This window comes from Pseudomonas triticicola (genome assembly GCF_019145375.1).
GTDB lineage: Bacteria > Pseudomonadota > Gammaproteobacteria > Pseudomonadales > Pseudomonadaceae > Aquipseudomonas > Aquipseudomonas triticicola.
Genome location: NZ_JAHSTX010000001.1, coordinates 3344563 through 3367165, shown reverse-complemented (window position 1 = coordinate 3367165; position 22603 = coordinate 3344563). Strand labels below are relative to the sequence as shown.

Sequence of the window (22603 nt, the reverse complement as noted above, 5' to 3'; positions counted from 1 at the left end):
GGATCCGCCTGTTACGAGCGAATCCTTTGTTTTGTAAAGCTTTTATATAAAAAATTGAGGAGCACATCGATGCGCGTCATTCTGCTGGGAGCTCCCGGGGCCGGTAAAGGTACTCAGGCAAAGTTCATCACCGAGAAATTCGGCATTCCGCAAATCTCCACCGGCGACATGCTGCGTGCTGCGGTCAAGGCTGGCACTCCACTGGGCGTGCAAGCCAAGAGCATCATGGATGCCGGCGGCCTGGTGTCGGATGACCTGATCATCGCGCTGGTCAAGGACCGCATCGCTCAACCTGATTGCGCCAACGGTTTCCTGTTCGACGGCTTCCCGCGCACCATTCCGCAGGCTGAAGCGCTGGTCACTGCCGGTGTCGAGCTGGACGCTGTGGTTGAAATCGCTGTTGAAGACGAAGAAATCGTCCAGCGCATCGCCGGTCGCCGTGTTCACGAAGCCAGCGGCCGCGTTTACCACATTGTCTACAACCCGCCGAAACTGGCTGGCAAGGACGACATCACCGGCGAAGAGCTGGTGCAGCGCAAGGACGACACCGAAGAAACCGTGCGTCATCGTCTGTCGGTCTACCATTCGCAGACCAAGCCGCTGGTGGAGTTCTACCAGAAGCTGTCTGCCGCCAATGGTGGCAAGCCGAAGTACAGCCACATTCCAGGCGTGGGTTCGGTCGATGCGATCACCGCCAAGGTACTGGCCGCGCTGAGCTGAAAAGTCTGATCGGCTGCATCATCCACGGCCCGCTTGCGGGCCGTAGTTGTTTATACTGACGCACTTTTTTCCCCACCCCTGTTTTGGAAACATCGATGAGCACCTTGCTGGCCCTGGACACCGCGACTGAAGCTTGCTCCGTTGCCTTGCTGCATGACGGCAAGGTGACGAGCCATTACGAGGTGATCCCGCGCCTGCACGCGCAGAAGCTGCTGCCGATGATCCAGCAATTGCTCGCCGATGCCGGCACCACGCTGCAAGCGGTCGACGCGATTGCTTTCGGCCGTGGCCCGGGCGCGTTTACCGGCGTGCGCATTGCCATTGGTGTGGTGCAGGGTTTGGCCTTTGCTCTGGATCGTCCAGTGTTGCCGGTATCCAACCTTGCCGTGCTCGCCCAGCGTGCCTTTCGTGAGCAGGGTGTAAGCCAGGTCGCGGCTGCGATCGATGCGCGGATGGATGAGGTGTATTGGGGCTGCTACCGCGAGACGTTGGGGGAGATGCGTCTGGTTGGTGCCGAAGCGGTGCTGCCGCCGGAGGTGGCTGCGCTACCGGCCGATGCCACAGGTGACTGGTTCGGTGCCGGTACCGGTTGGGGTTATGGTGAGCGCATCGCGGTCAATCTGAGCGGCTCCGACGCCGGCATGCTGCCCCACGCCGAAGACCTGTTGACCTTGGCGCGTTTCGCCTGGGAGCGCGGTGAGGCGATCCCCGCCGACGATGCGCAACCGGTCTACCTGCGCGATAAAGTCGCCACCCCGAAAGCCCGCTGATACGACACTTTCTCCTGTGGGAGCGAGCCTGCTCGCGAAGGCTTCTGGTCAGTCAATGCATTTGTTGAATGTGCTGCACCCTTCGCGAGCAGGCTCGCTCCCACAGGTACGCGGTCACATACAAATATCGCCAATCGTCAGTTTCTGCCCCCTCGCTTAAAACCTTTTGCGCTTTATGTGTTCTAGTTATCACTCGGCGGTTTGCTAAGTCGGTCAAGTGCCGCTAAATTGCCATCATCGATACCGAGCATGACATTATGCGTATAGACGGCGTTTCCACTCAGTCCTACCCCATCAAGCGCAAGCCGCGTAAAGGCAATGCGGCGCTGGATGAGTCCGTCGACATCATCGACGGCGAGCTGGAATTCCCGAGTGAAGAGCAGATGGCCGCTCGTGCCGCTCAAGGCACCGCGCAACGCCTGAGCAACCTGCCTGCCCGTCAGCAAGACATGATTTACCACCGCGCGATGAAGAAGAGCGTAGCCATGGCCCTGGCCAGCTACCTGAGCACCGCCGGTTTTGTCGATTGGGACGCAGACGTGCTGGGCCTCGATCTGTATATCTGATGGATCTGCCTTACTACCTCGGTTGCCCGTCCTGGAGCGAAAATGCCTGGCGCGAGTATCTGTATCCGGTAGACGCAAAAACCTCCGACTTTCTCGCTCTCTACTGCCAGGTGTTCAACGCCGTCGAAGGCAACACCACCTTCTACGCCAGTCCGTCGCCAGCCACTGTGCAGCGCTGGGCCGAGATCATGCCGGCGCACTTTCGCTTCACTGCCAAATTCCCCGGCGACATCAGCCACAGCGGCGACTTGCGCGAGCAACTGACCGCTGCCGAAACCTTCCTGCAATTACTCAAGCCGTTAGGCGAACGTGTTTCGCCACTATGGCTGCAACTGTCGAAAAGCTTCACGCCGCAGCGTCTGCCGGAGCTCGCGGCGTTTATAGATGCGCTGGATTGCCCGCTTGCGGTCGAGGTGCGCAATGAACAGTTCTTCGCCAAGGGCGAGAGCGAGCGTCTGCTCAATCGTCTGTTGCTGGATCGCGGTGTCGAGCGCATCTGTCTCGACCCGCGCGCGCTGTTCAGTTGCTTGTCGACCGAGTCCTCGGTGATCCACGCGCAGTCGAAAAAGCCGCGTGTACCGACCCGTCCGGCGGCGTTCACGCAGTTTCCGCAGGTGCGTTTCATCGGCCATCCCGAGCTTGAGGCCAACGATGCGTTTCTTGTGCCGTGGTTGGCGAAAGTCGCTGAATGGATCGAAGAGGGCCGCACGCCCTACGTCTTTCTGCATACCGCCGACAACCTGTTGGCAGCGAAACTGGCGCAACGTTTTCACGCACAACTGATGCAACGTTTGCCTGGCTTGCCCGCGCTGCCTGAGCTATACAGAGAACCCGCCGCCGAGCAGCTTGGCTTGCTCTGAGGTGGGTTTTTTCTGCCCGGGAGCCCGTCGATGAACGTCCAAGTCAGTCAGCAGCAACTCCTCAAAGCCCAAGCCTTCAAGGCCCTGCATGATCGCCAGGGGAGCTTCGTCATCCCCAATCCGTGGGATGCCGGCTCGGCAAAGATGCTCGCCAGTCTTGGCTATCAGGCCTTGGCCACCACCAGCGCCGGTTACGCGTTTTCCCAGGGCAAGGTTGATGGCGCACTGAGTCTCGACGAGACCCTGGCCAATGTCCGCGCGATTGTCGCGGCGACGGATCTGCCGGTGGCGGTGGATCTGGAAAACGGCTTTGCCGATGATCCGCTGGAGTCTGCGCAGAGCCTTCTGCACGCCGCCGAGGCGGGCGCGGTGGGCGGGTCGATCGAGGACGCGACCGGGCGCCCGGGCGCGCCGATCTATTGCTTCGAACACGCCGTGGCGCGGATTGAAGTTGCCGTCGCGGCGGTGCGTACCCTGCCGTTTCCCTTCATTCTCACGGCCCGCGCGGAAAATTACCTGCACGGTAATCCCGATCTCGACGACACCATTCGCCGTTTGCAGGCATTTGCCGCGGCGGGTGCCGACGTGCTCTATGCACCGGGTTTGCGCAGCGCCGAAGAAGTGCGTGCAGTGGTGCAAGCGGTGGCGCCGAAACCGGTCAATGTGCTGATGTCTGGCGGTTTGAAACTGACCGTGCAACAGCTCGAGGAACTGGGCGTACGCCGCATCAGCACCGGCTCGGCACTGGCGCTGGCGGCGTTCGGCGAGTTCTTCCGCGCAGCTGAAGAAATCCAGCAATCCGGCAGCTTTGGCTTCACGTCACAGTCGATGCCGTATGCCAGGGCCAATCAATTCTTCAAGGACTGAGCATGGGACGTTGGCTGTTCTGGGGGATGTTGCTCGCGATGGGTGGCGCAGCAGTGAGTGTCTGGCGCGGCTGGCTGGAGGTGCCGCCGCAGTGGAACCCGTGGGCGCCATTGGACATAAAGGCCGCGCCCAACTGGCTGACCGGTTACAAACTCATGCGCCTGCGCAGTGATCCCGAGCTTTGCGCACAGGCGCTGAGCAGCTCGGATCTGCGCGTCAGCCCCCAGGCCGACAGCCCGGGCGCCAAGTGTCCGCTGATCGGTGCTCTGCGGGTGCAGGGCGGTGAAGTGGCGCTGAGCAGCAGTTTCATCGCCAGTTGCCCGCTGGCGGTGGCCTACGCAATGTTTGAACACCACACCCTGCATCCGGCGGCGCAATCGCTTTATGGGCAGAAAGTGGCGCGGGTCGATCACCTCGGCAGCTTCGCCTGTCGCAATGTCTACAACCGTGAGAGCGGTGCCCTTAGCCGACATGCGAGTGCCGATGCGCTGGACATCGCCGGTTTCCGCCTGTCTGACGGGCGCACGATCAGCGTGCTCAAGGATTGGCCCAAGCAAAACCAGGACGCAGAGTTTTTGCGCCAGCTGCGTGACGGCGCCTGTGAGTCATTCAGTGTGGTGTTGAGTCCGGACTACAACGCCGCTCATCGCAATCACTTTCATGTCGATGTCGGGCGCTGGAGCGTGTGTCGTTGAGGATCAGGCGGCGAGGCGCAGGTTCTGCAGAACGATCGGGCGAGCCCAGCCATTATCGAAGTCCAGGGCTTTCTGTTGCTCGACGATTTCTTCCGGAGGGAACGGCGGGTAAGGCTTCTGCAGCAAGTCCAGGTCGAACTCGGCAATCGGCAGGTACAGCGGACGTTTCTGCGGAGCAGGGCCTGGCTCTGGCAGTGGCTGGCCATTGTTGATCACAATCGGGCGTACCCAGCTGCTGTCGAAATCCTGTTGCTCTTGCTGAGCCTTGAGTTCTTCTGGCGGGAACGGTGGGAACGGCTTGTCCAGCAGCTCCATTTCGAACTCGGCGATCGGCAGGAACAGTGGCTCCGGCGGGCGAACCTGGGTTTCGACCACGTCGCACTCACGCTGGCTGACGATGTGCGCGTGCAGCTCGCTGCCAACGGTCGGTTCTTCCGGGCTGTTCAGGTCAACCGGTGGAAACGTGCCACAGGCAGGCACCACTTCACTCGTCTGTTCGGCCAGGGCCTGGGCAAAGAAATCCTGCCACAGGTGACTGACGCCGCTCAGTGCTTGAGTGTTATGACGGCTGAAGTCGCCATGGGGCGAAACGTAGCCAATCGATGTGGGAAGAATGCCTGACATTTTTTTCGGTTGACGCTCAGCTCTGGCAAAATGCGCGTTGAATGGTTTATCGGCGGTTTTTGTCGATCCTTAACTTTTTTGAGCGTTTTTTCATGATCGAGTCACCCGCGGCCTGCCGCATCCATGTCCAGGCCGTCGCCCCTGCGTTTCAAACGCAAGCCGCACACTGGGCCGAACGTCTCGGCCTGCCGCTCGGCGAGGCCGACGGTGAGTTCGCCTTGCAGGTCGGCGAGCAGGGTTTGCAGTTGCAGCAGCTTGGCCCGGACGCCCCGGGGCCGGTGCGGGTCGACTTTGTCGAGGGCGGTGCGGCGCATCGTCGTTTGTATGGCGGCGGCAGCGGGCAGATGATTGCCAAGGCTGTCGGCATCGCCCAAGGCGTGCGCCCGCGTGTGCTCGATGCTACGGCGGGGCTGGGCAAGGATGCATTTGTACTGGCCAGTCTCGGTTGTGAAATGAGCCTGATCGAGCGCCAGCCGCTGATCGGCGCACTGCTTGAGGACGGCTTGGCCCGGGCGGCAGAAGATTTCGATGTAGCGCCGATCGTGGCGCGGATGAAATTGCTCAAGGGCAACTCCATCGAAGTGATGCGCAGTTGGGAAGGGGAGCCGCCGCAGGTGATTTACCTCGACCCGATGTTCCCGCATCGCGAGAAAACCGCGCTGGTGAAAAAAGAGATGCGCCTGTTCCGCCCGCTGGTGGGCGATGACCCGGATGCCCCGGCCCTGCTTGAAGCCGCGCTGGCGCTGGCCACGCACCGGGTGGTGGTCAAACGCCCGCGCAAGGCGCCGTGCATCGAAGGGCCGAAACCGAGCCATGCGCTGGATGGCAAATCGAGCCGGTATGACATTTATCCCAAAAAAGCGCTGAAGCCCTGAGACCGTGTCGCGCCATTCGCGAGCAGGCTCGCTCCCACAGTTGAAATGCATTCCAGTGTGGGAGCGAGCCCGCTCGCGAAGCGGTCTGCACAAGCACCGCAAAACTGTCAGGGTTTGTACGCCCGCATAAACAACCCCACCACCTCCAGCACATGCCGTTCCGCTGCCTCTCCGGTCAGCGGCTCGCCGCAGCCGTACAACAAACGGAAATTCCCCGCGCCTTTGATCAGGCAGAAGAAATGCTCGGCGGCATTTCGTGGCTGGTCAATGCTCAGCGCGCCGGTCGCATGGATTTTCGTCAGCAGACCTTCCATGCCGTTGACCACGCGCTCGGGGCCGGCCTCGAAAAAGATCAGCGACAACTTCGGGTCCTGACTGCCCAGCGCCATGATCAGACGGTGCAGGTTCACCGATTCATCGCTGTTGATCAGTTGGTGGAAGCCTCGGGCAATGTTCAGCAATACATTTTCCACCGCGATGCCGTCCGGCAATTCGAAGAACAGCGGTGGCAATTGTTCCTCGCATTTCGCGACGACGGCAGCGGAGAACAGCGTCTCCTTGTCGTTGAAATGGCTGTAGACCGTCAGCTTCGACACGCCGGCCTCGCTGGCCACCGCGTCCATGCTGGTGTTGGCGTAGCCATGGCAGAGAAACAGGGTTTTCGCCGCATCCAGGATCGCCTGGCGCTTGGCCAGATCCTTGGGGCGACCTGGGCCGTTTGGAACTGAAAGATTGTTCGACATTCTTCGCTTTTAATACTGGACTGGTGAGTTTGCTATTAATACCATACCCGCCAGTATAAATATTCCAAGCCTCATTCGCGAAAGGTCCGTCACCATGTTCCGCCATGCGTTGTCCTTTGCCGTGCCAGTCAGTCTGGCGTTCCTGTTATCGGCGTGCGGTCAGGAAGAGGTGACCAAAGTCACCGTACGCCCGGCCATGGTGGTACAGCCCGAGCCTTCGGCGCAGGCGATGGAAAGTTATCCGGGCGAGGTGCGAGCCCGCTATGAGCCTGATCTGGCGTTCCGCATTGGCGGCAAAGTCAGCCGACGACTGGTCGACGAAGGCCAGCGCGTCAAAGCCGATCAGCCCTTGGCCGAACTCGATCCGCAGGATGTGCGCCTGCAACTGGAAGCCACCCGCGCGCAGGTCGCCGCCGCCGAGGCCAATCTGAACCTGGTCCGCGCCGAACGAGATCGCTACAAAACCCTGATGGATCGGCAGATGGTCAGCCGCTCGGCCTACGACAACGCCGAAAATCTATATCGCTCCGGCGAAGCCCGCCTTAAACAAATCAAAGCTGAATTCAACGTTTCGACCAACCAGGCCAGTTACGCGGTGCTGCGTGCGCCACAGGATGGCGTGGTGGCCAAGCGTTCGGTGGAAGTCGGGCAGGTGGTCGCTGCCGGGCAAACCGTGTTCACCCTCGCCACCGATGGTGAGCGCGAAGTGTTGATCAGCCTGCCGGAGCAAAGCTTCGGCCGCTTCAAGGTCGGTCAGCCAGTGACCGTGGAATTGTGGGCACAGCAGAATCAGCGGTTTGCCGGGCAGATCCGCGAGTTGTCGCCGTCCGCCGATCCGCGCTCGCGCACTTTTGCCGCGCGTATCTCGTTCACCAGCGGCAAAGTGCCGGCTGAACTGGGGCAGAGCGCCCGGGTGTTTGTGCAATCGGCTGACAGTGTCTCGCTGTCGATACCGCTTTCCGCGCTGACCGCTGAAAACGGCGCGACTTACGTCTGGGTGGTCAACGGCAACAACACGTTGAAGAAAACCCCGGTGCGGGTCGGTCCGTTCGGCGAGAAAAGCGTGGCGGTGCTCGAGGGCCTGAATGCCAGCGACTGGGTGGTGGCTGCCGGCGTTCACGTATTGCTCGACGGCCAGCAGGTGCGGCCGGTGGATCGCTCCAACCGTGTGGTCAATCTGGCGAACAAGGAGTAAGCCCCAATGCGCTTCAACCTCTCAGAATGGGCGTTGCGTAATCGCCAGATCGTACTGTTCCTGATGCTTTTGCTCGCCGTTGTCGGCGCGTTGTCCTACACCAAACTCGGCCAGAGCGAAGACCCGCCGTTCACTTTCAAGGCCATGGTCATCCAGACTCGCTGGCCCGGTGCGACCGCGCAGGAAGTCTCGCGCCAGGTTACTGAACGGATCGAAAAGAAACTGATGGAAACCGGCGAGTACGAACGCATCATGTCGTTCTCCCGCCCCGGTGAATCCCAGGTGACCTTCATCGCCCGCGACTCGATGCACTCCAAGCAAATCCCCGATCTCTGGTATCAGTTGCGCAAGAAGGTCGGCGATATCCGCCAGACCTTGCCGCCGGGAATTCAGGGGCCGTTTTTCAACGATGAGTTCGGCACCACCTTCGGCAATATCTACGCGCTGACCGGCGATGGCTTCGACTACGCCGTGCTCAAGGATTACGCCGACCGCATCCAGATTCAGCTGCAACGGGTCAAGGACGTCGGCAAGGTCGAACTGCTTGGGTTGCAGGACGAGAAAATCTGGGTCGAGCTGTCCAACGTCAAGCTCGCCACCCTTGGCTTGCCGCTGGCGGCGGTGCAGCAGGCGTTGGAGGAACAGAACGCGGTATCCACGGCGGGGTTCTTCGAAACCGGCAGCGAGCGCTTGCAGCTACGCGTCTCGGGGAATTTTCAGACAGTCGATGAGATAAAGAACTTTCCGATCCGCGTCGCCGATCGTACGTTCCGTATCTCCGATATTGCCGATGTGCGTCGCGGTTTCAGCGACCCACCGGCGCCGCGCATGCGTTTCATGGGCGACGATGCGATCGGTCTGGCCGTGGCGATGAAGGACGGCGGCGACATTCTGGTGCTGGGCAAGGCGCTGGAGGGCGAGTTCTCGCGGATCCAGAAAAACCTCCCGGCCGGCATGCAGTTGCGCAAGGTGTCCGATCAGCCGGCAGCGGTAAAAACCGGCGTCGGCGAGTTCGTTCAGGTGTTGGTCGAAGCGCTGGCGATCGTCTTGCTGGTGAGCTTCTTTTCCCTCGGTGTGCGCACCGGCATGGTCGTCGCGCTGACCATTCCGCTGGTGCTGGCGATGACCTTCGCTTGCATGTATTACCTCGGCATCGGCCTGCACAAGATTTCCCTCGGTGCGCTGGTGCTGGCGCTGGGCTTGTTGGTGGATGACGCGATCATTGCCGTGGAAATGATGGCAATCAAAATGGAGCAGGGCTTCGATCGCATTCGCGCGGCGAGTTACGCCTGGACCAGCACCGCATTCCCGATGCTCACCGGCACGCTGATCACCGCCGCCGGCTTCCTGCCGATTGCCACTGCGCAGTCCGGCACCGGCGAATACACCCGTTCGATTTTCCAGGTAGTGACCATTGCCTTGCTCGCCTCATGGGTCGCGGCGGTGATGTTCGTGCCGTATCTGGGGGAAAAACTCCTGCCGGATCTGGCGAAAATTCACGCGGCAAAACACGGCACTGGCGATGGTCAACCGGATCCGTATGCGACGCCGTTCTATCAGCGCGTCCGGCGTCTGGTGGAGTGGTGCGTGGCCCATCGCAAGACGGTGATCGTGCTCACCGTGGGCCTGTTTATCGCCTCGGTGATGTTGTTCCGTTTCGTCCCGCAGCAGTTCTTCCCGGCTTCGAACCGGCTGGAGTTGATGGTCGATCTGAAACTGGCCGAAGGTGTTTCGCTGGCCAATACCACCAGTGAAGTCAAACGCCTCGAAGCGCTGCTCAAGGAGCACGCCGGCATCGATAATTACGTGGCCTACGTCGGCACCGGTTCGCCACGCTTTTATCTGCCGCTGGATCAGCAACTGCCGGCGGCGAGTTTTGCCCAGTTCGTGGTGTTGGCGAAAACCATTGAAGAGCGTGAAGCGCTGCGCAGCTGGTTGATCGAAACCCTCAACGAACAATTCCCGGCCCTGCGTTCGCGGGTCACTCGCTTGGAAAACGGGCCGCCGGTTGGCTATCCGGTGCAGTTCCGCGTTACCGGTGAACACATCGAAGAAGTCCGTGCATTGGCGCGCAAGGTGGCAGCAAAGGTTCGCGAGAATCCGCATGTGGTCAACGTGCACCTGGATTGGGAAGAACCGAGCAAAGTTGTTTATCTGAACATCGATCAGGATCGCGCCCGCGCTCTCGGTGTGAGCACGGCCAATCTGGCGAAATTCCTGCAGAGTTCGCTGATCGGCTCGACGGTCAGCCAGTACCGCGAAGACAACGAATTGATCGAGATTCTGCTGCGCGGCACCGTGCACGAGCGCACTGAATTGTCGTTGTTGCCGAGCCTGGCGGTGCCGACCGATAACGGTCGCAGTGTGGCGTTGTCGCAGATTGCCACGCTGGAATACGGCTTCGAGGAAGGCATCATCTGGCACCGCAACCGCCTGCCGAACGTGACCGTACGCGCTGACATTTATGGCAAGGAGCAACCGGCGACGCTGGTGAAGCAGATCATGCCGACGCTGGACCCGATTCGCGCTGAGTTGCCCGATGGTTATCTGCTGGATGTCGGCGGCACGGTGGAGGATTCCGAGCGCGGGCAGAAGTCGGTGAATGCCGGGGTGCCGATGTTCATTGTCGTGGTGCTGACCTTGCTGATGGTGCAGTTGCGCAGTTTCTCGCGCACGGCGATGGTGTTTCTGACGGCGCCGTTGGGCTTGATCGGGGTGACCCTGTTTCTGATGGTGTTCCGGCAGCCGTTCGGGTTTGTGGCGATGCTTGGGACCATCGCGTTGTCCGGGATGATCATGCGCAATTCGGTGATTCTGGTCGATCAGATCGAGCAGGATATTGCTTCGGGGCTTAAGCCTTGGCAGGCGATTATCGAGGCTACGGTTCGGCGCTTCCGGCCGATTGTGTTGACGGCGCTGGCGGCGGTGCTGGCGATGATTCCGCTGTCGCGCAGTGTGTTTTTCGGGCCGATGGCGGTGGCGATCATGGGCGGGTTGATAGTTGCGACTGCGCTGACGCTGTTGTTTTTGCCGGCGTTGTATGCGGCCTGGTTTCGGGTGCGTAAGGAGGCTTGAGTTTTTGTGTCGTGGCGGCCTTCGGGCCGACCATGACTTGGGGGTTTTGGGTGTATATCCGTTGCTGTGGGTGTGGCGGCTGGCGGTTTCGCCCTTACGGCGAGGCACTTTTTCCAGACGCCGAAAAAGTACCCAAAAAGGCTTGCTCCTGCGTTCGGCCCTCGCAGGCTCGGGTTCCTTCGCTGCGGGATCGATCCGGGCGCAGCGGCTACGGTTTGCTTCGCTGCACCTCCTTGCGCTGTGTCTGGCTGCGCCAGACGGTCGCTGCGCTCCCACGCCCGGATCAATTCCTCCACTCAGCCTTCCGACGTCGCCGGTGGATCAAAAGCAAGATCAAGAGCACTCGAGCTTGCGCTCATTGTTGAGTGGGGCGGCTTCGCCGCGGGCAGCTGTGCTGCTTTGCTTTTCTGTGGAATTGAGCCTGCTCGCGAAGGCGGTCTGACAGCCAATTCATTTCGAATCGCCAATTCACGCTGCCTTCCTACAGCTTTTTCAGAATCCTCCGATCTTGAGGCGCTGGCCGTCCAATGCTGTACTCCGGGTTCTGCTTTTCCGAGTCCTTGAGTCTGTCTGATGAAGAAACCACCGACATTAGCCGGCAGAACGGATCCTGTTTTCGACCTGTTGGCCCGCTCGCCACACAAGCAACGACTTGCGGATTATCTGGCGTTGCTCAAGCCGCTCGATGATCAGGGGCGCTACTTGCCATTCGAGGCGTTGCGCTTTCGCTGGGCGGTAGGGTTGGACGCGAACCTTTGTTGGACGTTGGGGAAGAAGGCGCGGGCGGCCCAGTACATTCATTTGTTGCCGTTGGGCGAGCCGGTGCAGTGGGGCAAATACGTGCCAACGCCGTTGGCGCAGAAAACCTTGGCTGTGGTGGATCGTTACGCCAGTACGGCCGCGCTGGATTACATGACCAGTCAGATCGGCGAGCGGGCGCATTTCTGTTGTCTGCTCAATGACTTGATCGAAGACGAGGCCATCGCCAGTAGCCAGTTGGAGGGTGCGGCGACCACGACTCGTGTTGCCAAGGACATGCTCAAGCATCAGCGCCAGCCGCGGACGCCGGATGAGCGCATGGTAATGGGTAATTATCGAATGATGAATTTCGCTTGGGAAAAGCGTTATGAACCTCTGAGCATTGAGCTGATTGCAGAGATCCATCGAGTGGGTGTGGAGGGGATCGACGACGAGCAGTATTCCCCCGGATTGTTCCGGACCAATGATGAGGTGGTTGTTCAGGATGGTTCAGGCAACACCGTGCACCGACCACCTCCTGCTGCAGGATTGGTTGCGCGGTTGGCGAGGTTGTCCGCCTGGATCAACCGGCCCGCTGCCTCGATTCTGGACAAAAATTATCTGCATCCACTGATCAAGGCCGTGACGCTGCATTTCGCCATGGGTTATGAACATCCATTTCGCGACGGTAACGGGCGGGTCGCGAGAGTCTTGTTTTACTGGTTCATGTTCAAACATGAGTTCGCGGCGTTTCGCTACATTGCGATCAGTCTGTTGCTGCGCAATGCACCGGTGAAATACGGACGCTCCTACCTGCACACCGAGGCAGATGAGCTGGATCTGACTTATTTCATCGAGTTTCAATGCGCGGTGATTTTGCGAGCCGTGGTCGGTTTTTAACTGTGTACCGCAAGAGTCTGGCAGACACTCAGGACTTTGAGCGCTGGCTGACGAGCTCTGGCGTAATTGCTCAACTGACGGAACGGCAGCGCGCGGTTTATCAGGTGGCTAAAAGCGGGGAGGCGAAGGAGTTTACGGCGAGCAATGTCGCGGAAAATTTTTCCTGCTCGGGTAGCGAGGCGGCGTCGATTCTGGAAGGGCTGGACCAATTGCAGCTTTTTGAGAGAAGGAAGATGGGGCGGGAGTGGGTGTTTTTTTTACGTAGTTCTTTACGTGGAGGCAAGCATGGGAGCGAATTGAATCGCCCCCATGTTGTAACGACTTAAAGCGTACCAAACACCTTCTTCGCCAGACTAGTCGCCGCAGCGGCCGGGTTCTGACGAATTGTTTCTTCCTGCTTGCCGATCATCTCGAACAAACCATTGAGTGCCTGTTCGGTGACGTAGCTTTCAACGTTGGCGCTCTTGGCGTCGACGACACCGAAAGCCGCAGCTTGACCTGAAAAGGCGTTGTACTTCTGCGCGACGCCGACCTTGTCGGTGGCTTGTTTGACGATGGGCAGGAATTTCGCGCGGATCTGTTCGCGGCTGGATTTGTTCAGATATTGGGTGGCGGAATCGTTGCCGCCGCTGAGAATGCCTTTGGCGTCGGCCACACTCATTTTCTTCACTGCATCGACGAGAATTGGCTGGGCCTGGGTCACGGCGGATTCGGCGGCTTTGTTCATCGCGGTTTCCAGTTCTTCGACCTGGGCGCCCATGCCGAAGGCTTTCATCTTGCTCGCGGCTTTGCCGAGTTTGCCCGGCAGTTCGATTTTCACTTCGGGGTTGTTGCTGAAACCGCCCGGGGTGCCGAGTTGTTTCACGGCGATTTGTGCGCCTTGGGTCAGGGCGTCCTTGAGGCCGCCGGTGGCGTCTTGTTGCGACAGATCGTTGAGCGACAAGGCCAAGGCGTTGGCGGAGATCAGCAGACCGGCGCAGGCGGCGGCGAAGCGAAGGGTAGGGCGGCGCATGGCGGCTTCCTTGTGGCGAAAAATGGATTAACGAACGGCGTCGACGCGGATTTTCAGCGGCTGCGGGTCGTTGCCGTCGAGTTGTACGGCGTGGTTTTCGGTGGTGATGAACATCAGCTCGCCGTTGACTTCAATGCGCGCGCTGACCGAGTAACGGTGGCCGGATTTGACCTGCGCCGGATCGTAGCTCAATTGAAACGGCAGCGGCACCTGCCCTTTGATCGGGCCGTTCTGTTCGGCGAGGATGATGGCCGGTGCATCGGCCAGCGACGCATCTTGCAGGCTCACACTCAGGGTCGCGCTCGGGGGCAGGGCGATGCGTTGCAGGTAGAAGACTTCGCCGTCGAGGCTGGCCTTGCCGGCGGGTGTGGTTGATTGGCAGGCGCTGAGCAGCGTGGCGGAGGCGAGGGTTAGCAGTTTTTTCATGGGTGAATCTCCTTTCAATGTGGGAGCGAGCCTGCTCGCGAAAGCGCTGGTTCAGTCAAACTAAATGGCGACTGACACTCCGTCTTCGCGAGCAGGCTCGCTCCCACAGGTCTAAGGCTTCAAGCCTCAGGCTGTGGCGTGATCTGATCCGCCGCATCTTCACTGCGGTGCAGCGCGACCTGGCGGATCGACAGGCGAATCTCCGCCGGCAACACGCGCTTGGCCGCGCCTTCGGCCAGCTCGCCGAGCAGTTCGTGATAGCTGAGCTTGCCGGCTTCGTCGCGGCGCAGGACGTCGAGGTCGAGCAGGGTCTGGATGAAGTGGCGGAACAGACTCTTGTCGAAGAATTCCGGCGCATTGAGGCCATGGAGGATCGACAGACGCTGGGCCATCACTGTGCACAGATCTTCCAGCTCTTCGGCGCTGATGCTGTTCTGGCCGCTGTTGAGCAGCAGGGACACGGTCATGTAGAAGCGCTGCAGGGTCTGCGCGATGCTTTTCGACAGCAGCGTCAGCAGCACGAAATGCCGCGAACTCGGCGCCGGACGCAGGTACAGGTCTTTCTCGAAACGCAGCAGGCCCTGCTCGACGAACGCTTCCAGCCACTGGTCGATCACCGCGTCGAGTTCATCCAGGCTCCAGCGGATGAACAGCTCCGATTGCAGGTACGGATACAGCGCGCGGGTGTAGCGCAGGATCTGCTCGCGGCTCATGCGCGAGGTGCTCTGGAAGAAACTCGCCAGCAACGACGGCAGAGCGAAAATGTGCAGGACGTTGTTGCGGTAGTAAGTCATCAGGACCGCGTTCTGCTCGTCCAGATACAGAATCTTGCCCAGCGCATCGTTCTGCTCGGCGAGCAGATCCATGTCTTTCACATGCTCGATCAGCGCCCGGCCATCGCCTTCCGGCAAGGTGGTGTGTGGCGAATACGGGACTTTGCGCAGCAGCGCCAGATACAGATCCAGCACCCGCGCCATGGCGCGATCATCCAGGGCCAGACGCGTGGTCGACAGCAGAGCCAGCGCCACCAGATTCACTGGATTGATTGCCGCCGCTTCGTTCAGATGCCGGGCGACTTTCTCGCCGAGGCGGTTGGTGGTTTCGTTGAGCCACGCCGGTTTGAACTGCGGACCGAGTTCCTGCTGGCGCCAGTCCGGTTGCTCGGCGTCGAGGAATTCCGCCAGTTTGATCGGCTCGCCGAAGTTGACCGCGACCTGACCGAAGCGCTGCTTGAGCGCGCCGATCACTTTGAAAATATCGAAGATCGATTCTTTTTTCTTGCTCGCCCCACGCAGTTCGCCGAGGTAGGTGCGGCCTTCGAGCACGCGCTCGTATCCGATGTACACCGGCACGAAGACGATCGGCATCCGCGACGAACGCAGGAAACTGCGCAGGGTGATCGCGAGCATGCCGGTTTTCGGTTGCAGCATGCGCCCGGTGCGGGAGCGACCGCCCTCGACGAAATACTCGACCGGGAAACCTTTGGTGAACAGCGTGTGCAGGTATTCGTTGAACACCGAGGTGTACAACGGATTGCCCTTGAAGGTGCGGCGCATGAAGAACGCACCGCCGCGACGCAGCAGGCTGCCGATCACCGGCATGTTCAGGTTGATCCCGGCAGCAATGTGCGGCGGGGTCAGGCCGTTGCGGAACAGCAGATACGAGAGCAGCAAGTAATCGATGTGGCTGCGGTGGCACGGCACGTAGATCACTTCGTGACCTTGCGCGACGTTCTGCACGCCCTCGATGTGGTTGACCTTGATGCCGTCGTAGATCTTGTTCCAGAACCAGCTCAGCACCACTTCGAGAAAGCGGATCGCGGTGTAGGTGTAGTCCGAGGCGATCTCGTTGCCGTAGCGCAGGGCCTGGGCCTTGGCTTTTTCCGGCGAGATTTTTTCGCGCTCGGCCTCGTCGAGGATCGCCTGTTTGACCAGCGGCTGGTTGAGCAGGCCTTTGACCAGATTGCGCCGGTGGGAAATGTCCGGACCGATCACCGCAGCTTTGAGGTTGCGGAAGTGCACGCGCAGGATGCGCTGGGCCATGCGCACGGTGCGCTCATGTCCCTTGTTGTGATCGATCAGTTCGCGCAGGTGGATCGGCGCGGAAAACTGCACGCGGGTTTTACGCCCGAGGACGATGATGCTCAGCAGCCGGCGCAGACGGCCGGTGACTGCCCAGCTGTCGGCGAACAACAGTTTCCACGGACTGTTTTCGCTGTCCGGGGACTGGCCCCAGAACACGCTGACCGGAATGATCTGCGCGTCTTCGGCAGCATTCTGAGTCAGCGCGCTGACCAGACGGGTGAGAGTCGGCGGCGCGCCGCGTTTGTCCTGGCGACCGAGCCAGTCCGGGTCCGGCGTCAAATAGAAAAACGCCGCTGGTTCGATGAGTGAACCCACCGACACCGCCAGCACCGGGCGTGGCAAACCGGCCTTGGTGCACTCTGTGTCAACCACCGCCAGATCGGTCAGCGAAGGGTTTTGCAGGACGTAGAACACCGGACGACTGCGGTCGAGGTTAAGAGTGAACGACGACTGATTGATGGTCTCGGAGCGAACCCAGAGATACAACAGGCGGCGCAGGGTGCCAAACACAAGACGGCGGAACGGGGAACGGGTCATACGGCTTCTGCGTGAGTGAATAAAACCGAGCAGGCGCTCGGGGCGGACAGTTTGCCGTATTAGGCGAAAATCGGCAAAAAAGCGCCGAAGTAATCTCCTGTTGAGAGTTTCTTCACCTGTCATATACTCGGCGCTCTGTTGCCGGTGCCCTGTCATGGACGTCGGACGCAGGCTGACGTTCCTCGAAGGCTTTCCTGCGAAAAGCCCGTTCAATAATAAAAAAGGAGTATGAACAGATGGCAACACGCGAAACCGGCAACGTGAAGTGGTTCAACGACGCCAAAGGCTATGGCTTTATCCAGCGCGACGACGGCGTGGACGTGTTCGTGCACTACCGCGCGATTCGCGGCGAAGGGCACCGCTCGCTGACCGAAGGTCAACAGGTCGAGTACGCGGTAATCACCGGCGAGAAGGGGTTGCAGGCTGAGGATGTTGTAGGCCTGTAACACAAATCTGCAGAGCGCCAAAAACCACTGTGGGAGCGAGCCTGCTCGCGAATGCGGTGTATCAGTCACCATTCATATCGACTGACACTGCGCATTCGCGAGCAGGCTCGCTCCCACGTGGGCTCTACGTTGCCCTGGTTACGCGGTTTTCCAGGTGATCTCTTCTTCCCCGTCTTCGCTGATGCGAATCCAGCGATCAGCGGTTTCTTCACCTTCTTCTTCGACCCACGTCCCCGGTGCGCAGCGCACTTCGACGTTCAGTGCCGCGAAGGCTGCGCGGGCGCAGGCGATGTCGTCGTCCCAGGGGGTCTGGTCGCTTTCCAGGTACAGGCTGTTCCACTTGCCCACGGCTTTCGGCAGCCAGGTCACCGGCACATTGCCGGCCTTGCACTTGTACGTCTGGCCTTTCTGCACCCAGTCGCTGCACGGGCCCAGCGCGGCGCCGAGCCAGGCGGAAATGGCCTTGTGGTCGACGTCGGCGTCTTTCAGGTAAATCTCGATGTCCGGTTGGCGCATGGATGTCCTCACTGCGGGTCTGAAAAATCCATTCGCGGATTTAGCCGGCCCCGGGCCTGTGCCCGAGACCAAAAGTTATTGAAGAACGAAATAATCGTAGCGCATCGACACGGTGGTCTCGAACGGCTCGGCCTGCTCGATCACCGCCGCACGACGCTCGGCACTGGCACGCCAGCCGTGAGGCGTCATCGCCAACAGGTTGGCGCGGTCCTCGGGCTTGTCCAGAATCAACTTGAATTCCAGGGTTTCGCTGTGCGCCAAGGCCATGCCTGCCGGCACCAGAGCAAGATGCTTGTCGTCGGTGTATTCGCGCACTTCGTCGTACAGGCGTTCGCGCAATTCCATCAGATGGCCACGGGTCGGGCCGACTTTCATCAGCCCGCCGCCGACGCTGAGCAGACGCTTGGCTTCCTCCCAGTCCAACGGACTGAAGACGCTGGCGAGAAACTGGCAACTGCCCGAAGCCAACGGCACGCGGGCCATGCTGGCGATCAACCAGGTGATTGCCGGGTTGCGTTTGCAGGCGCGTTTGACCGCTTCGCGGGAGATGTCCAGCGCGTAGCCATCAGCGTTCGGCAAAGCTTCGGCGATTTGCGCGGTGTAGTAACCCTCGCCACACCCGATGTCGACCCAGCGCTCCGGCGCATAACTAGCCGCCAATTCAGCCAGACGCCTGGCGACTGGCGCGTAGTGCCCGGCGTTGAGGAAATCACGCCGCGCCTCGACCATCGCTTGATTGTCGCCCGGGTCGCGGCTGTTCTTGTGCTGCACCGGCAACAGGTTCAGATAACCCTGACGCGCACGGTCAAACCGATGCCCGGCGGGGCAGACCACGCCGTTCTCTACCGCATTGAGCGGCTCACTGCAGATCGGGCACGCGAGCATCAGGCGAGCAACTTGATCAGGGTCTGGTAATAGATTTCCGTCAGCACGTCGAGATCGGCTGCCAGCACGCGCTCGTTGACCTGGTGGATGGTCGCGTTGACCGGGCCCAGTTCAACCACTTGCGTGCCCATGGTCGCGATGAAGCGGCCATCGGAGGTGCCGCCGCTGGTCGACGCCTTGGTTTCGCGACCGGTGATGTCCTTGATGCTCGACGACACCGCATCAAGCAGCGCGCCCGGTTCGGTGAGGAATGGCAGGCCGGACAGTGCCCAGTCGATGTGCCAGTCCAGACCATGCTTGTCGAGGATGTCGGCAACGCGTTTCTGCAGGCCTTCGACGGTCGATTCGGTGGAGAAACGGAAGTTGAATACCGCCACCAGATCACCCGGGATCACGTTGGTCGCGCCGGTGCCGGAATTGAGGTTGGAAATCTGGAAACTGGTCGGCGGGAAGAAATCGTTGCCGTGGTCCCAGTGCTCGGCGGCCAGCTCTGCCAGCGCCGGAGCGGCGAGGTGGATCGGGTTCTTCGCCAGATGCGGGTAGGCCACATGACCCTGCACGCCTTTGACCGTGAGCTTGGCGCCGAGGGAGCCACGACGGCCATTTTTCACCACATCGCCGACCAGCGTGGTGCTCGACGGCTCGCCAACGATGCACCAGTCCAGACGCTCGTTGCGCGCCACCAGACGCTCGACCACAGCCTTGGTGCCGTGATGCGCCGGGCCTTCTTCGTCGCTGGTGATGAGGAAAGCGACCTTGCCTTTATGGTTCGGGTAATCGGCGACGAAACGCTCGGCGGCGACGGTCATCGACGCCAGGCTGCCTTTCATGTCCGCCGCGCCACGGCCACAGAGCATGCCGTGTTCGTCGATCACGGCGTTGAACGGGTCGATCTGCCATGCGGTAACCGGACCGGTCGGCACCACGTCGGTGTGGCCGGCGAAGCACAGCACCGGGCCGTCGTTGTTGCCATGAGTGGCCCAGAAGTTATCCACATCTTCGATGCGCATCGGCTCCAGGGTGAAACCGGCATTGCCCAGGCGCTGCATCATCTGCTTCTGGCAGTCGGCATCGACCGGGGTCACGGAAGGACGGCGGATCAGGTCGATGGCCAGTTGAAGGGTCGGCGATAGGTCGGCGTGGGCCGTCATGGAAAACTCCGGATCATGAATTTGAGCGAGGCCAATGTGGGAGCGAGCTTGCTCGCGAAAGCGGTGTAACAGGCAACATAAGGGTTGAATGTTACAAAGCCTTCGCGAGCAAGCTCGCTCCCACAGGGATAGGAGCGCGCCCGCAAAATGGCGGTTATCTTAAAGCAAAACGGCGACCATTGGCCGCCGTTTAGTGCTGCGTTGCGGATTTAGACGACCGGTGCCGGCTCAGCCTTGGCCACAGGTTTGGGCAGCGACGACAGGAACGCCATGATCAGCGCCGCCAGATACGGCAGCGACTGCACCAGCAGCATGGTTACCCAGAAGCGCATGTCATTGCTCGGAATGCCCTGCACGAGGAAGATCCCCAGCGCCGCGCCCCACAGCAACAGCATGATGAACAGCTCCTCGCGAGCCTCGCTGATCGCCACCCAGAAGCCGTGGTTGTCAGCGTTTTTCGGTGTGCGGAAAAACGGAATGCTGCTGGTGAAGAAACCGTACAGCACCGCTTTGGCGATGGTGTGCGACAACGCCAGCCCCGCCAGTGCCGCGCAGAACGCATCCTTCAGATTCACACCGACGGCGCGGCGATAAAGGAAGATGATCTTGCCGACCTTGAACACGAACAGCGCCAGCGGCGGGATCGCGAAAATCAGCAGCGGCGGATCGACCCGTTGCGGCACGATGATCATCGCCGCCGACCACAGCAACGCGCCGACGGTGAAGAAGATGTTCATGCCATCGGCGACCCACGGCAGCCAGCCAGCGAGGAAGTGATAACGCTGACCGCGAGTCAGTTCGGTGTCCTTGCCGCGCAGCAGGCTGCGGGTGTGGCGCTTGATGATCTGGATCGCGCCATAGGCCCAGCGGAAACGCTGTTTCTTGAAGTCGATGAAGGTATCCGGCATCAGGCCCTTGCCGTAGCTGTCGTGGTAATACGCCGCCGACAGGCCTTTCTCGAACACGCGCAGACCCAGTTCGGCGTCTTCACAGATGCACCAGTCAGCCCAGCCCAATTCCTCCAGCACGGAACGGCGGGTCATGGTCATGGTGCCGTGCTGAATGATCGCGTCACGGTCGTTGCGGGTGACCATGCCGATATGGAAGAAGCCTTTGTATTCGGCGTAGCAGAGCTTCTTGAAGGTGCTTTCGTTCTGGTCGCGATAATCCTGCGGCGACTGCACCACGGCGATTTTCGGGTCGGCGAAGTGCGGCACCATGTGCTTGAGCCAGTTCGGGTGCACGCAGTAATCGGAGTCGATCACGGCAATGACTTCGGCATCCTTGGCGGTGTGCGGGATCAGGTAATTCAGCGCGCCGCCCTTGAAACCGGCCAGCGGCGAAACGTGGAAGAACTTGAAGCGCGGGCCGAGGGTTGCGCAGTAATCGCGCACCGGCTCCCACACCGCCGGGTCCTTGGTGTTGTTGTCGATGATCAGGACTTCGAAGTCGGGATAGTCGAGGGCGGCGAGGGCGTCGAGGGTCTGTTTGACCATCTCTGGCGGCTCGTTGTAGCACGGCACATGGATCGACACCTTCGGCCGGTAATCAGAATCGCCCAGCACCGGCAGGAATTCCCGCCGGCGTTTGTGAATCCACACCGCTTCGGCCAGTTCATGGGCCTCGGTGAGCAGGACGATGAATACCCCGAGCGCACCGAGCGCCAAGAGGAATCCGACCGTGAGGCTGAACCACGTGCTGTATTGCTGGCTGTAGTCGTAACCGATGTACACCAGCACCGAACCGCAGAGGAACGCGATAAACGTCAGGAACGTGCGACCACGCTGGCGCAGGGCCGAGCCGTCGATCATCAGCAGGGTCAGCGACAGCAGCGCCAGCACCACTGAGCCGATCGCCAATACGCGCCATTGTGGAATCGCCACCACCGGGCCTTCGAAATTGAATTTCTGCTGACGCGCGGCGTTGAACACGCCCCAGTAGGCGCCGACCGAACCTTCATCGCTGGCCTTCCACGGCTGGTCGAACGCTTCGATCACGAAGTAGTTGAAGCCTTGGCGATTGAGCTTGTTGACCAGCGTGCGCAGGTAAATTGCCTGATCGGCTGGCGATGCATCGGCGCCACCGCGCATGCGCCCGTTGCTCGGCCAGCCGACCTCGGAGAGCAGCAGCGGTTTTTTCGGAAACAGCTTTTTCAGATCGCGGGCGCGGTCGAAGACGAACTGGCCGGCCTTGTCCACCGGAATGAATTCCCAGTAGGGCAGGACGTGGGCGGCGATCAGGTCAACGTGCTTGGCCAGTTGCGGGTATTTCTCCCAGATGTGCCATTGCTCGGAGGTGGTAACCGGCACCTTCACGGCAGCGCGCACCCGATCCAGCAGAACGATCAGCGCTTCCGGGGTGATCTCTTCGCGAAACAGCGCCTCGTTGCCGACCACCACGCGCACAACACTGCGGGAGGTATTGGCCAGTTCGATGGCTTTAGTGATTTCCCGTTCGTTGCGTTCCTGGTCCGGGCTGATCCAGATGCCGAGGGTGACGCGCAGGCCGAATTCTTCAGCCAGTTTCGGGATGTCTCCCAACGAACCGTCTACCGAATAGATACGAATGTTGTCGGTCAGCTTGCTCATGATTTCCAGGTCACGGCGCATTTCATCGTCAGACGGATACTGATCCTTCTGTGGGAATTGCCCCTGCTGGAATGGCGAATACGAGAAGCCGGAGATTTGCTGCGGCCAGTTCGGTGCCGTGACCGGGCGATTGACCAGCGCCCAGAAACCGGTGAACAAGGCAGCGATGGCCAGCACCACCACCAGGTTGAGTCCAAATTTACGCGATGACATAGCTGTTTCGGGTTCCAAAGGCTGTGGAACGAAGGATCGGTCGGATAGACGCCCGAGGGGCGCGCATCCTACACCGGCGGTTAACCAGTCGTACAACTGACGGGAAAATGCCTGACG

General features: G+C 60.5%; 19 protein-coding genes and 1 pseudogene. 11 read left to right on the top strand and 9 right to left on the bottom strand.

What is annotated here, in order from left to right; translation table 11 throughout:
* Positions 1-69 precede the first annotated feature (69 nt).
* The 6 genes from adk (at position 70) to KVG85_RS15050 (ending at position 4478) form a co-directional block, all read left to right on the top strand.
* Positions 70-720 (top strand): adenylate kinase, encoded by a 651-nt coding sequence (gene adk, locus KVG85_RS15075; protein ID WP_217864255.1) that lies wholly within the window; start codon positions 70-72, stop codon positions 718-720.
* Positions 721-815: 95 nt separating this feature from the next.
* A complete protein-coding gene (gene tsaB / locus KVG85_RS15070; RefSeq protein WP_217864254.1) occupies positions 816-1490 on the top strand; it encodes a tRNA (adenosine(37)-N6)-threonylcarbamoyltransferase complex dimerization subunit type 1 TsaB in 675 nt (224 codons plus the stop codon).
* 257 nt (positions 1491-1747) lie between these two features.
* Positions 1748-2056 (top strand): hypothetical protein, encoded by a 309-nt coding sequence (locus tag KVG85_RS15065; protein WP_217864253.1) that lies wholly within the window; start codon positions 1748-1750, stop codon positions 2054-2056.
* Positions 2056-2916 carry a DUF72 domain-containing protein gene (locus tag KVG85_RS15060; RefSeq protein ID WP_039762423.1) on the top strand — a complete coding sequence of 287 codons (861 nt, stop codon included), beginning with the start codon at positions 2056-2058 and terminating at the stop codon, positions 2914-2916. The genes KVG85_RS15065 and KVG85_RS15060 overlap by 1 nt, the downstream gene beginning before the upstream one ends.
* Before the next feature lie 30 nt (positions 2917-2946).
* Positions 2947-3783 carry an isocitrate lyase/PEP mutase family protein gene (locus KVG85_RS15055; RefSeq protein WP_217864252.1) on the top strand — a complete coding sequence of 279 codons (837 nt, stop codon included), beginning with the start codon at positions 2947-2949 and terminating at the stop codon, positions 3781-3783.
* A gap of 2 nt (positions 3784-3785) precedes the next feature.
* Complete coding sequence (locus tag KVG85_RS15050) at positions 3786-4478, top strand: extensin-like domain-containing protein (protein ID WP_217864251.1); 693 nt, start codon at positions 3786-3788, stop codon at positions 4476-4478.
* Positions 4479-4481: 3 nt separating this feature from the next.
* Here the strand turns inward: KVG85_RS15050 and KVG85_RS15045 are convergent, their stop codons facing one another.
* A complete protein-coding gene (locus KVG85_RS15045; RefSeq protein ID WP_016770666.1) occupies positions 4482-5102 on the bottom strand; it encodes a hypothetical protein in 621 nt (206 codons plus the stop codon).
* Between the two features lie 92 nt (positions 5103-5194).
* On the opposite strand from KVG85_RS15045, the gene KVG85_RS15040 reads away from it, so the two are divergent.
* Entirely contained in the window at positions 5195-5977 is a 783-nt protein-coding gene (locus tag KVG85_RS15040; protein ID WP_225926676.1) for a class I SAM-dependent methyltransferase, read from the top strand.
* Positions 5978-6084: 107 nt separating this feature from the next.
* Here KVG85_RS15040 and KVG85_RS15035 read toward each other — a convergent pair whose 3' ends face one another.
* Positions 6085-6720: a TetR/AcrR family transcriptional regulator gene (locus KVG85_RS15035; protein ID WP_217864250.1), complete on the bottom strand. Its 636-nt coding sequence runs from the start codon at positions 6718-6720 to the stop codon at positions 6085-6087.
* A gap of 94 nt (positions 6721-6814) precedes the next feature.
* On the opposite strand from KVG85_RS15035, the gene KVG85_RS15030 reads away from it, so the two are divergent.
* The 3 genes and pseudogenes from KVG85_RS15030 (at position 6815) to KVG85_RS15020 (ending at position 12954) form a co-directional block, all read left to right on the top strand.
* Positions 6815-7915 carry an efflux RND transporter periplasmic adaptor subunit gene (locus KVG85_RS15030; RefSeq protein WP_041478148.1) on the top strand — a complete coding sequence of 367 codons (1101 nt, stop codon included), beginning with the start codon at positions 6815-6817 and terminating at the stop codon, positions 7913-7915.
* Positions 7916-7921: 6 nt separating this feature from the next.
* Positions 7922-10990: an efflux RND transporter permease subunit gene (locus tag KVG85_RS15025; RefSeq protein ID WP_217864249.1), complete on the top strand. Its 3069-nt coding sequence runs from the start codon at positions 7922-7924 to the stop codon at positions 10988-10990.
* Between the two features lie 573 nt (positions 10991-11563).
* A pseudogene (locus KVG85_RS15020) lies at positions 11564-12954 on the top strand (Fic family protein).
* Here KVG85_RS15020 and KVG85_RS15015 read toward each other — a convergent pair.
* The 3 genes from KVG85_RS15015 to plsB all read right to left on the bottom strand — a co-directional run bounded on the left by KVG85_RS15015 (position 12951) and on the right by plsB (position 16687).
* Positions 12951-13640, bottom strand: coding sequence for a DUF4197 domain-containing protein (locus tag KVG85_RS15015; protein ID WP_217864248.1), 690 nt, complete (start codon positions 13638-13640; stop codon positions 12951-12953). The pseudogene KVG85_RS15020 and the gene KVG85_RS15015 sit on opposite strands and share 4 nt — an antisense overlap.
* 27 nt (positions 13641-13667) lie before the next feature.
* Entirely contained in the window at positions 13668-14066 is a 399-nt protein-coding gene (locus KVG85_RS15010) for a YbaY family lipoprotein (protein ID WP_217864247.1), read from the bottom strand.
* 119 nt (positions 14067-14185) lie between these two features.
* A complete protein-coding gene (gene plsB / locus KVG85_RS15005) occupies positions 14186-16687 on the bottom strand; it encodes a glycerol-3-phosphate 1-O-acyltransferase PlsB (RefSeq protein WP_110600147.1) in 2502 nt (833 codons plus the stop codon).
* A gap of 236 nt (positions 16688-16923) precedes the next feature.
* On the opposite strand from plsB, the gene KVG85_RS15000 reads away from it, so the two are divergent.
* Positions 16924-17133, top strand: coding sequence for a cold-shock protein (locus KVG85_RS15000; protein ID WP_016771489.1), 210 nt, complete (start codon positions 16924-16926; stop codon positions 17131-17133).
* Positions 17134-17271: 138 nt separating this feature from the next.
* On the opposite strand, the gene KVG85_RS14995 is transcribed toward KVG85_RS15000, so the two are convergent.
* From KVG85_RS14995 to KVG85_RS14980, 4 genes are all read right to left on the bottom strand, one after another.
* Positions 17272-17649, bottom strand: a complete 378-nt coding sequence (locus tag KVG85_RS14995; RefSeq protein WP_115146380.1) for a hypothetical protein — start codon at positions 17647-17649, stop codon at positions 17272-17274.
* Positions 17650-17724: 75 nt separating this feature from the next.
* Positions 17725-18534 (bottom strand): putative RNA methyltransferase, encoded by an 810-nt coding sequence (locus tag KVG85_RS14990; RefSeq protein ID WP_217864246.1) that lies wholly within the window; start codon positions 18532-18534, stop codon positions 17725-17727.
* Positions 18534-19685 (bottom strand): succinyl-diaminopimelate desuccinylase, encoded by a 1152-nt coding sequence (gene dapE / locus KVG85_RS14985; RefSeq protein WP_217864245.1) that lies wholly within the window; start codon positions 19683-19685, stop codon positions 18534-18536. Before dapE ends, KVG85_RS14990 begins: the two co-directional genes overlap by 1 nt.
* Before the next feature lie 209 nt (positions 19686-19894).
* Positions 19895-22486 carry a glycosyltransferase gene (locus tag KVG85_RS14980; protein WP_056783195.1) on the bottom strand — a complete coding sequence of 864 codons (2592 nt, stop codon included), beginning with the start codon at positions 22484-22486 and terminating at the stop codon, positions 19895-19897.
* Positions 22487-22603 lie beyond the last annotated feature (117 nt).

Coding starts and splice junctions, on each gene's coding strand:
- adk (WP_217864255.1), top strand. CDS start 70: ATGCGCGTCATTCTGCTGGGAGCTCCCGGGGCCGGTAAAGGTACTCAG.
- tsaB (WP_217864254.1), top strand. CDS start 816: ATGAGCACCTTGCTGGCCCTGGACACCGCGACTGAAGCTTGCTCCGTT.
- KVG85_RS15065 (WP_217864253.1), top strand. CDS start 1,748: ATGCGTATAGACGGCGTTTCCACTCAGTCCTACCCCATCAAGCGCAAG.
- KVG85_RS15060 (WP_039762423.1), top strand. CDS start 2,056: ATGGATCTGCCTTACTACCTCGGTTGCCCGTCCTGGAGCGAAAATGCC.
- KVG85_RS15055 (WP_217864252.1), top strand. CDS start 2,947: ATGAACGTCCAAGTCAGTCAGCAGCAACTCCTCAAAGCCCAAGCCTTC.
- KVG85_RS15050 (WP_217864251.1), top strand. CDS start 3,786: ATGGGACGTTGGCTGTTCTGGGGGATGTTGCTCGCGATGGGTGGCGCA.
- KVG85_RS15045 (WP_016770666.1), bottom strand. CDS start 5,102: ATGTCAGGCATTCTTCCCACATCGATTGGCTACGTTTCGCCCCATGGC.
- KVG85_RS15040 (WP_225926676.1), top strand. CDS start 5,195: ATGATCGAGTCACCCGCGGCCTGCCGCATCCATGTCCAGGCCGTCGCC.
- KVG85_RS15035 (WP_217864250.1), bottom strand. CDS start 6,720: ATGTCGAACAATCTTTCAGTTCCAAACGGCCCAGGTCGCCCCAAGGAT.
- KVG85_RS15030 (WP_041478148.1), top strand. CDS start 6,815: ATGTTCCGCCATGCGTTGTCCTTTGCCGTGCCAGTCAGTCTGGCGTTC.
- KVG85_RS15025 (WP_217864249.1), top strand. CDS start 7,922: ATGCGCTTCAACCTCTCAGAATGGGCGTTGCGTAATCGCCAGATCGTA.
- KVG85_RS15015 (WP_217864248.1), bottom strand. CDS start 13,640: ATGCGCCGCCCTACCCTTCGCTTCGCCGCCGCCTGCGCCGGTCTGCTG.
- KVG85_RS15010 (WP_217864247.1), bottom strand. CDS start 14,066: ATGAAAAAACTGCTAACCCTCGCCTCCGCCACGCTGCTCAGCGCCTGC.
- plsB (WP_110600147.1), bottom strand. CDS start 16,687: ATGACCCGTTCCCCGTTCCGCCGTCTTGTGTTTGGCACCCTGCGCCGC.
- KVG85_RS15000 (WP_016771489.1), top strand. CDS start 16,924: ATGGCAACACGCGAAACCGGCAACGTGAAGTGGTTCAACGACGCCAAA.
- KVG85_RS14995 (WP_115146380.1), bottom strand. CDS start 17,649: ATGCGCCAACCGGACATCGAGATTTACCTGAAAGACGCCGACGTCGAC.
- KVG85_RS14990 (WP_217864246.1), bottom strand. CDS start 18,534: ATGCTCGCGTGCCCGATCTGCAGTGAGCCGCTCAATGCGGTAGAGAAC.
- dapE (WP_217864245.1), bottom strand. CDS start 19,685: ATGACGGCCCACGCCGACCTATCGCCGACCCTTCAACTGGCCATCGAC.
- KVG85_RS14980 (WP_056783195.1), bottom strand. CDS start 22,486: ATGTCATCGCGTAAATTTGGACTCAACCTGGTGGTGGTGCTGGCCATC.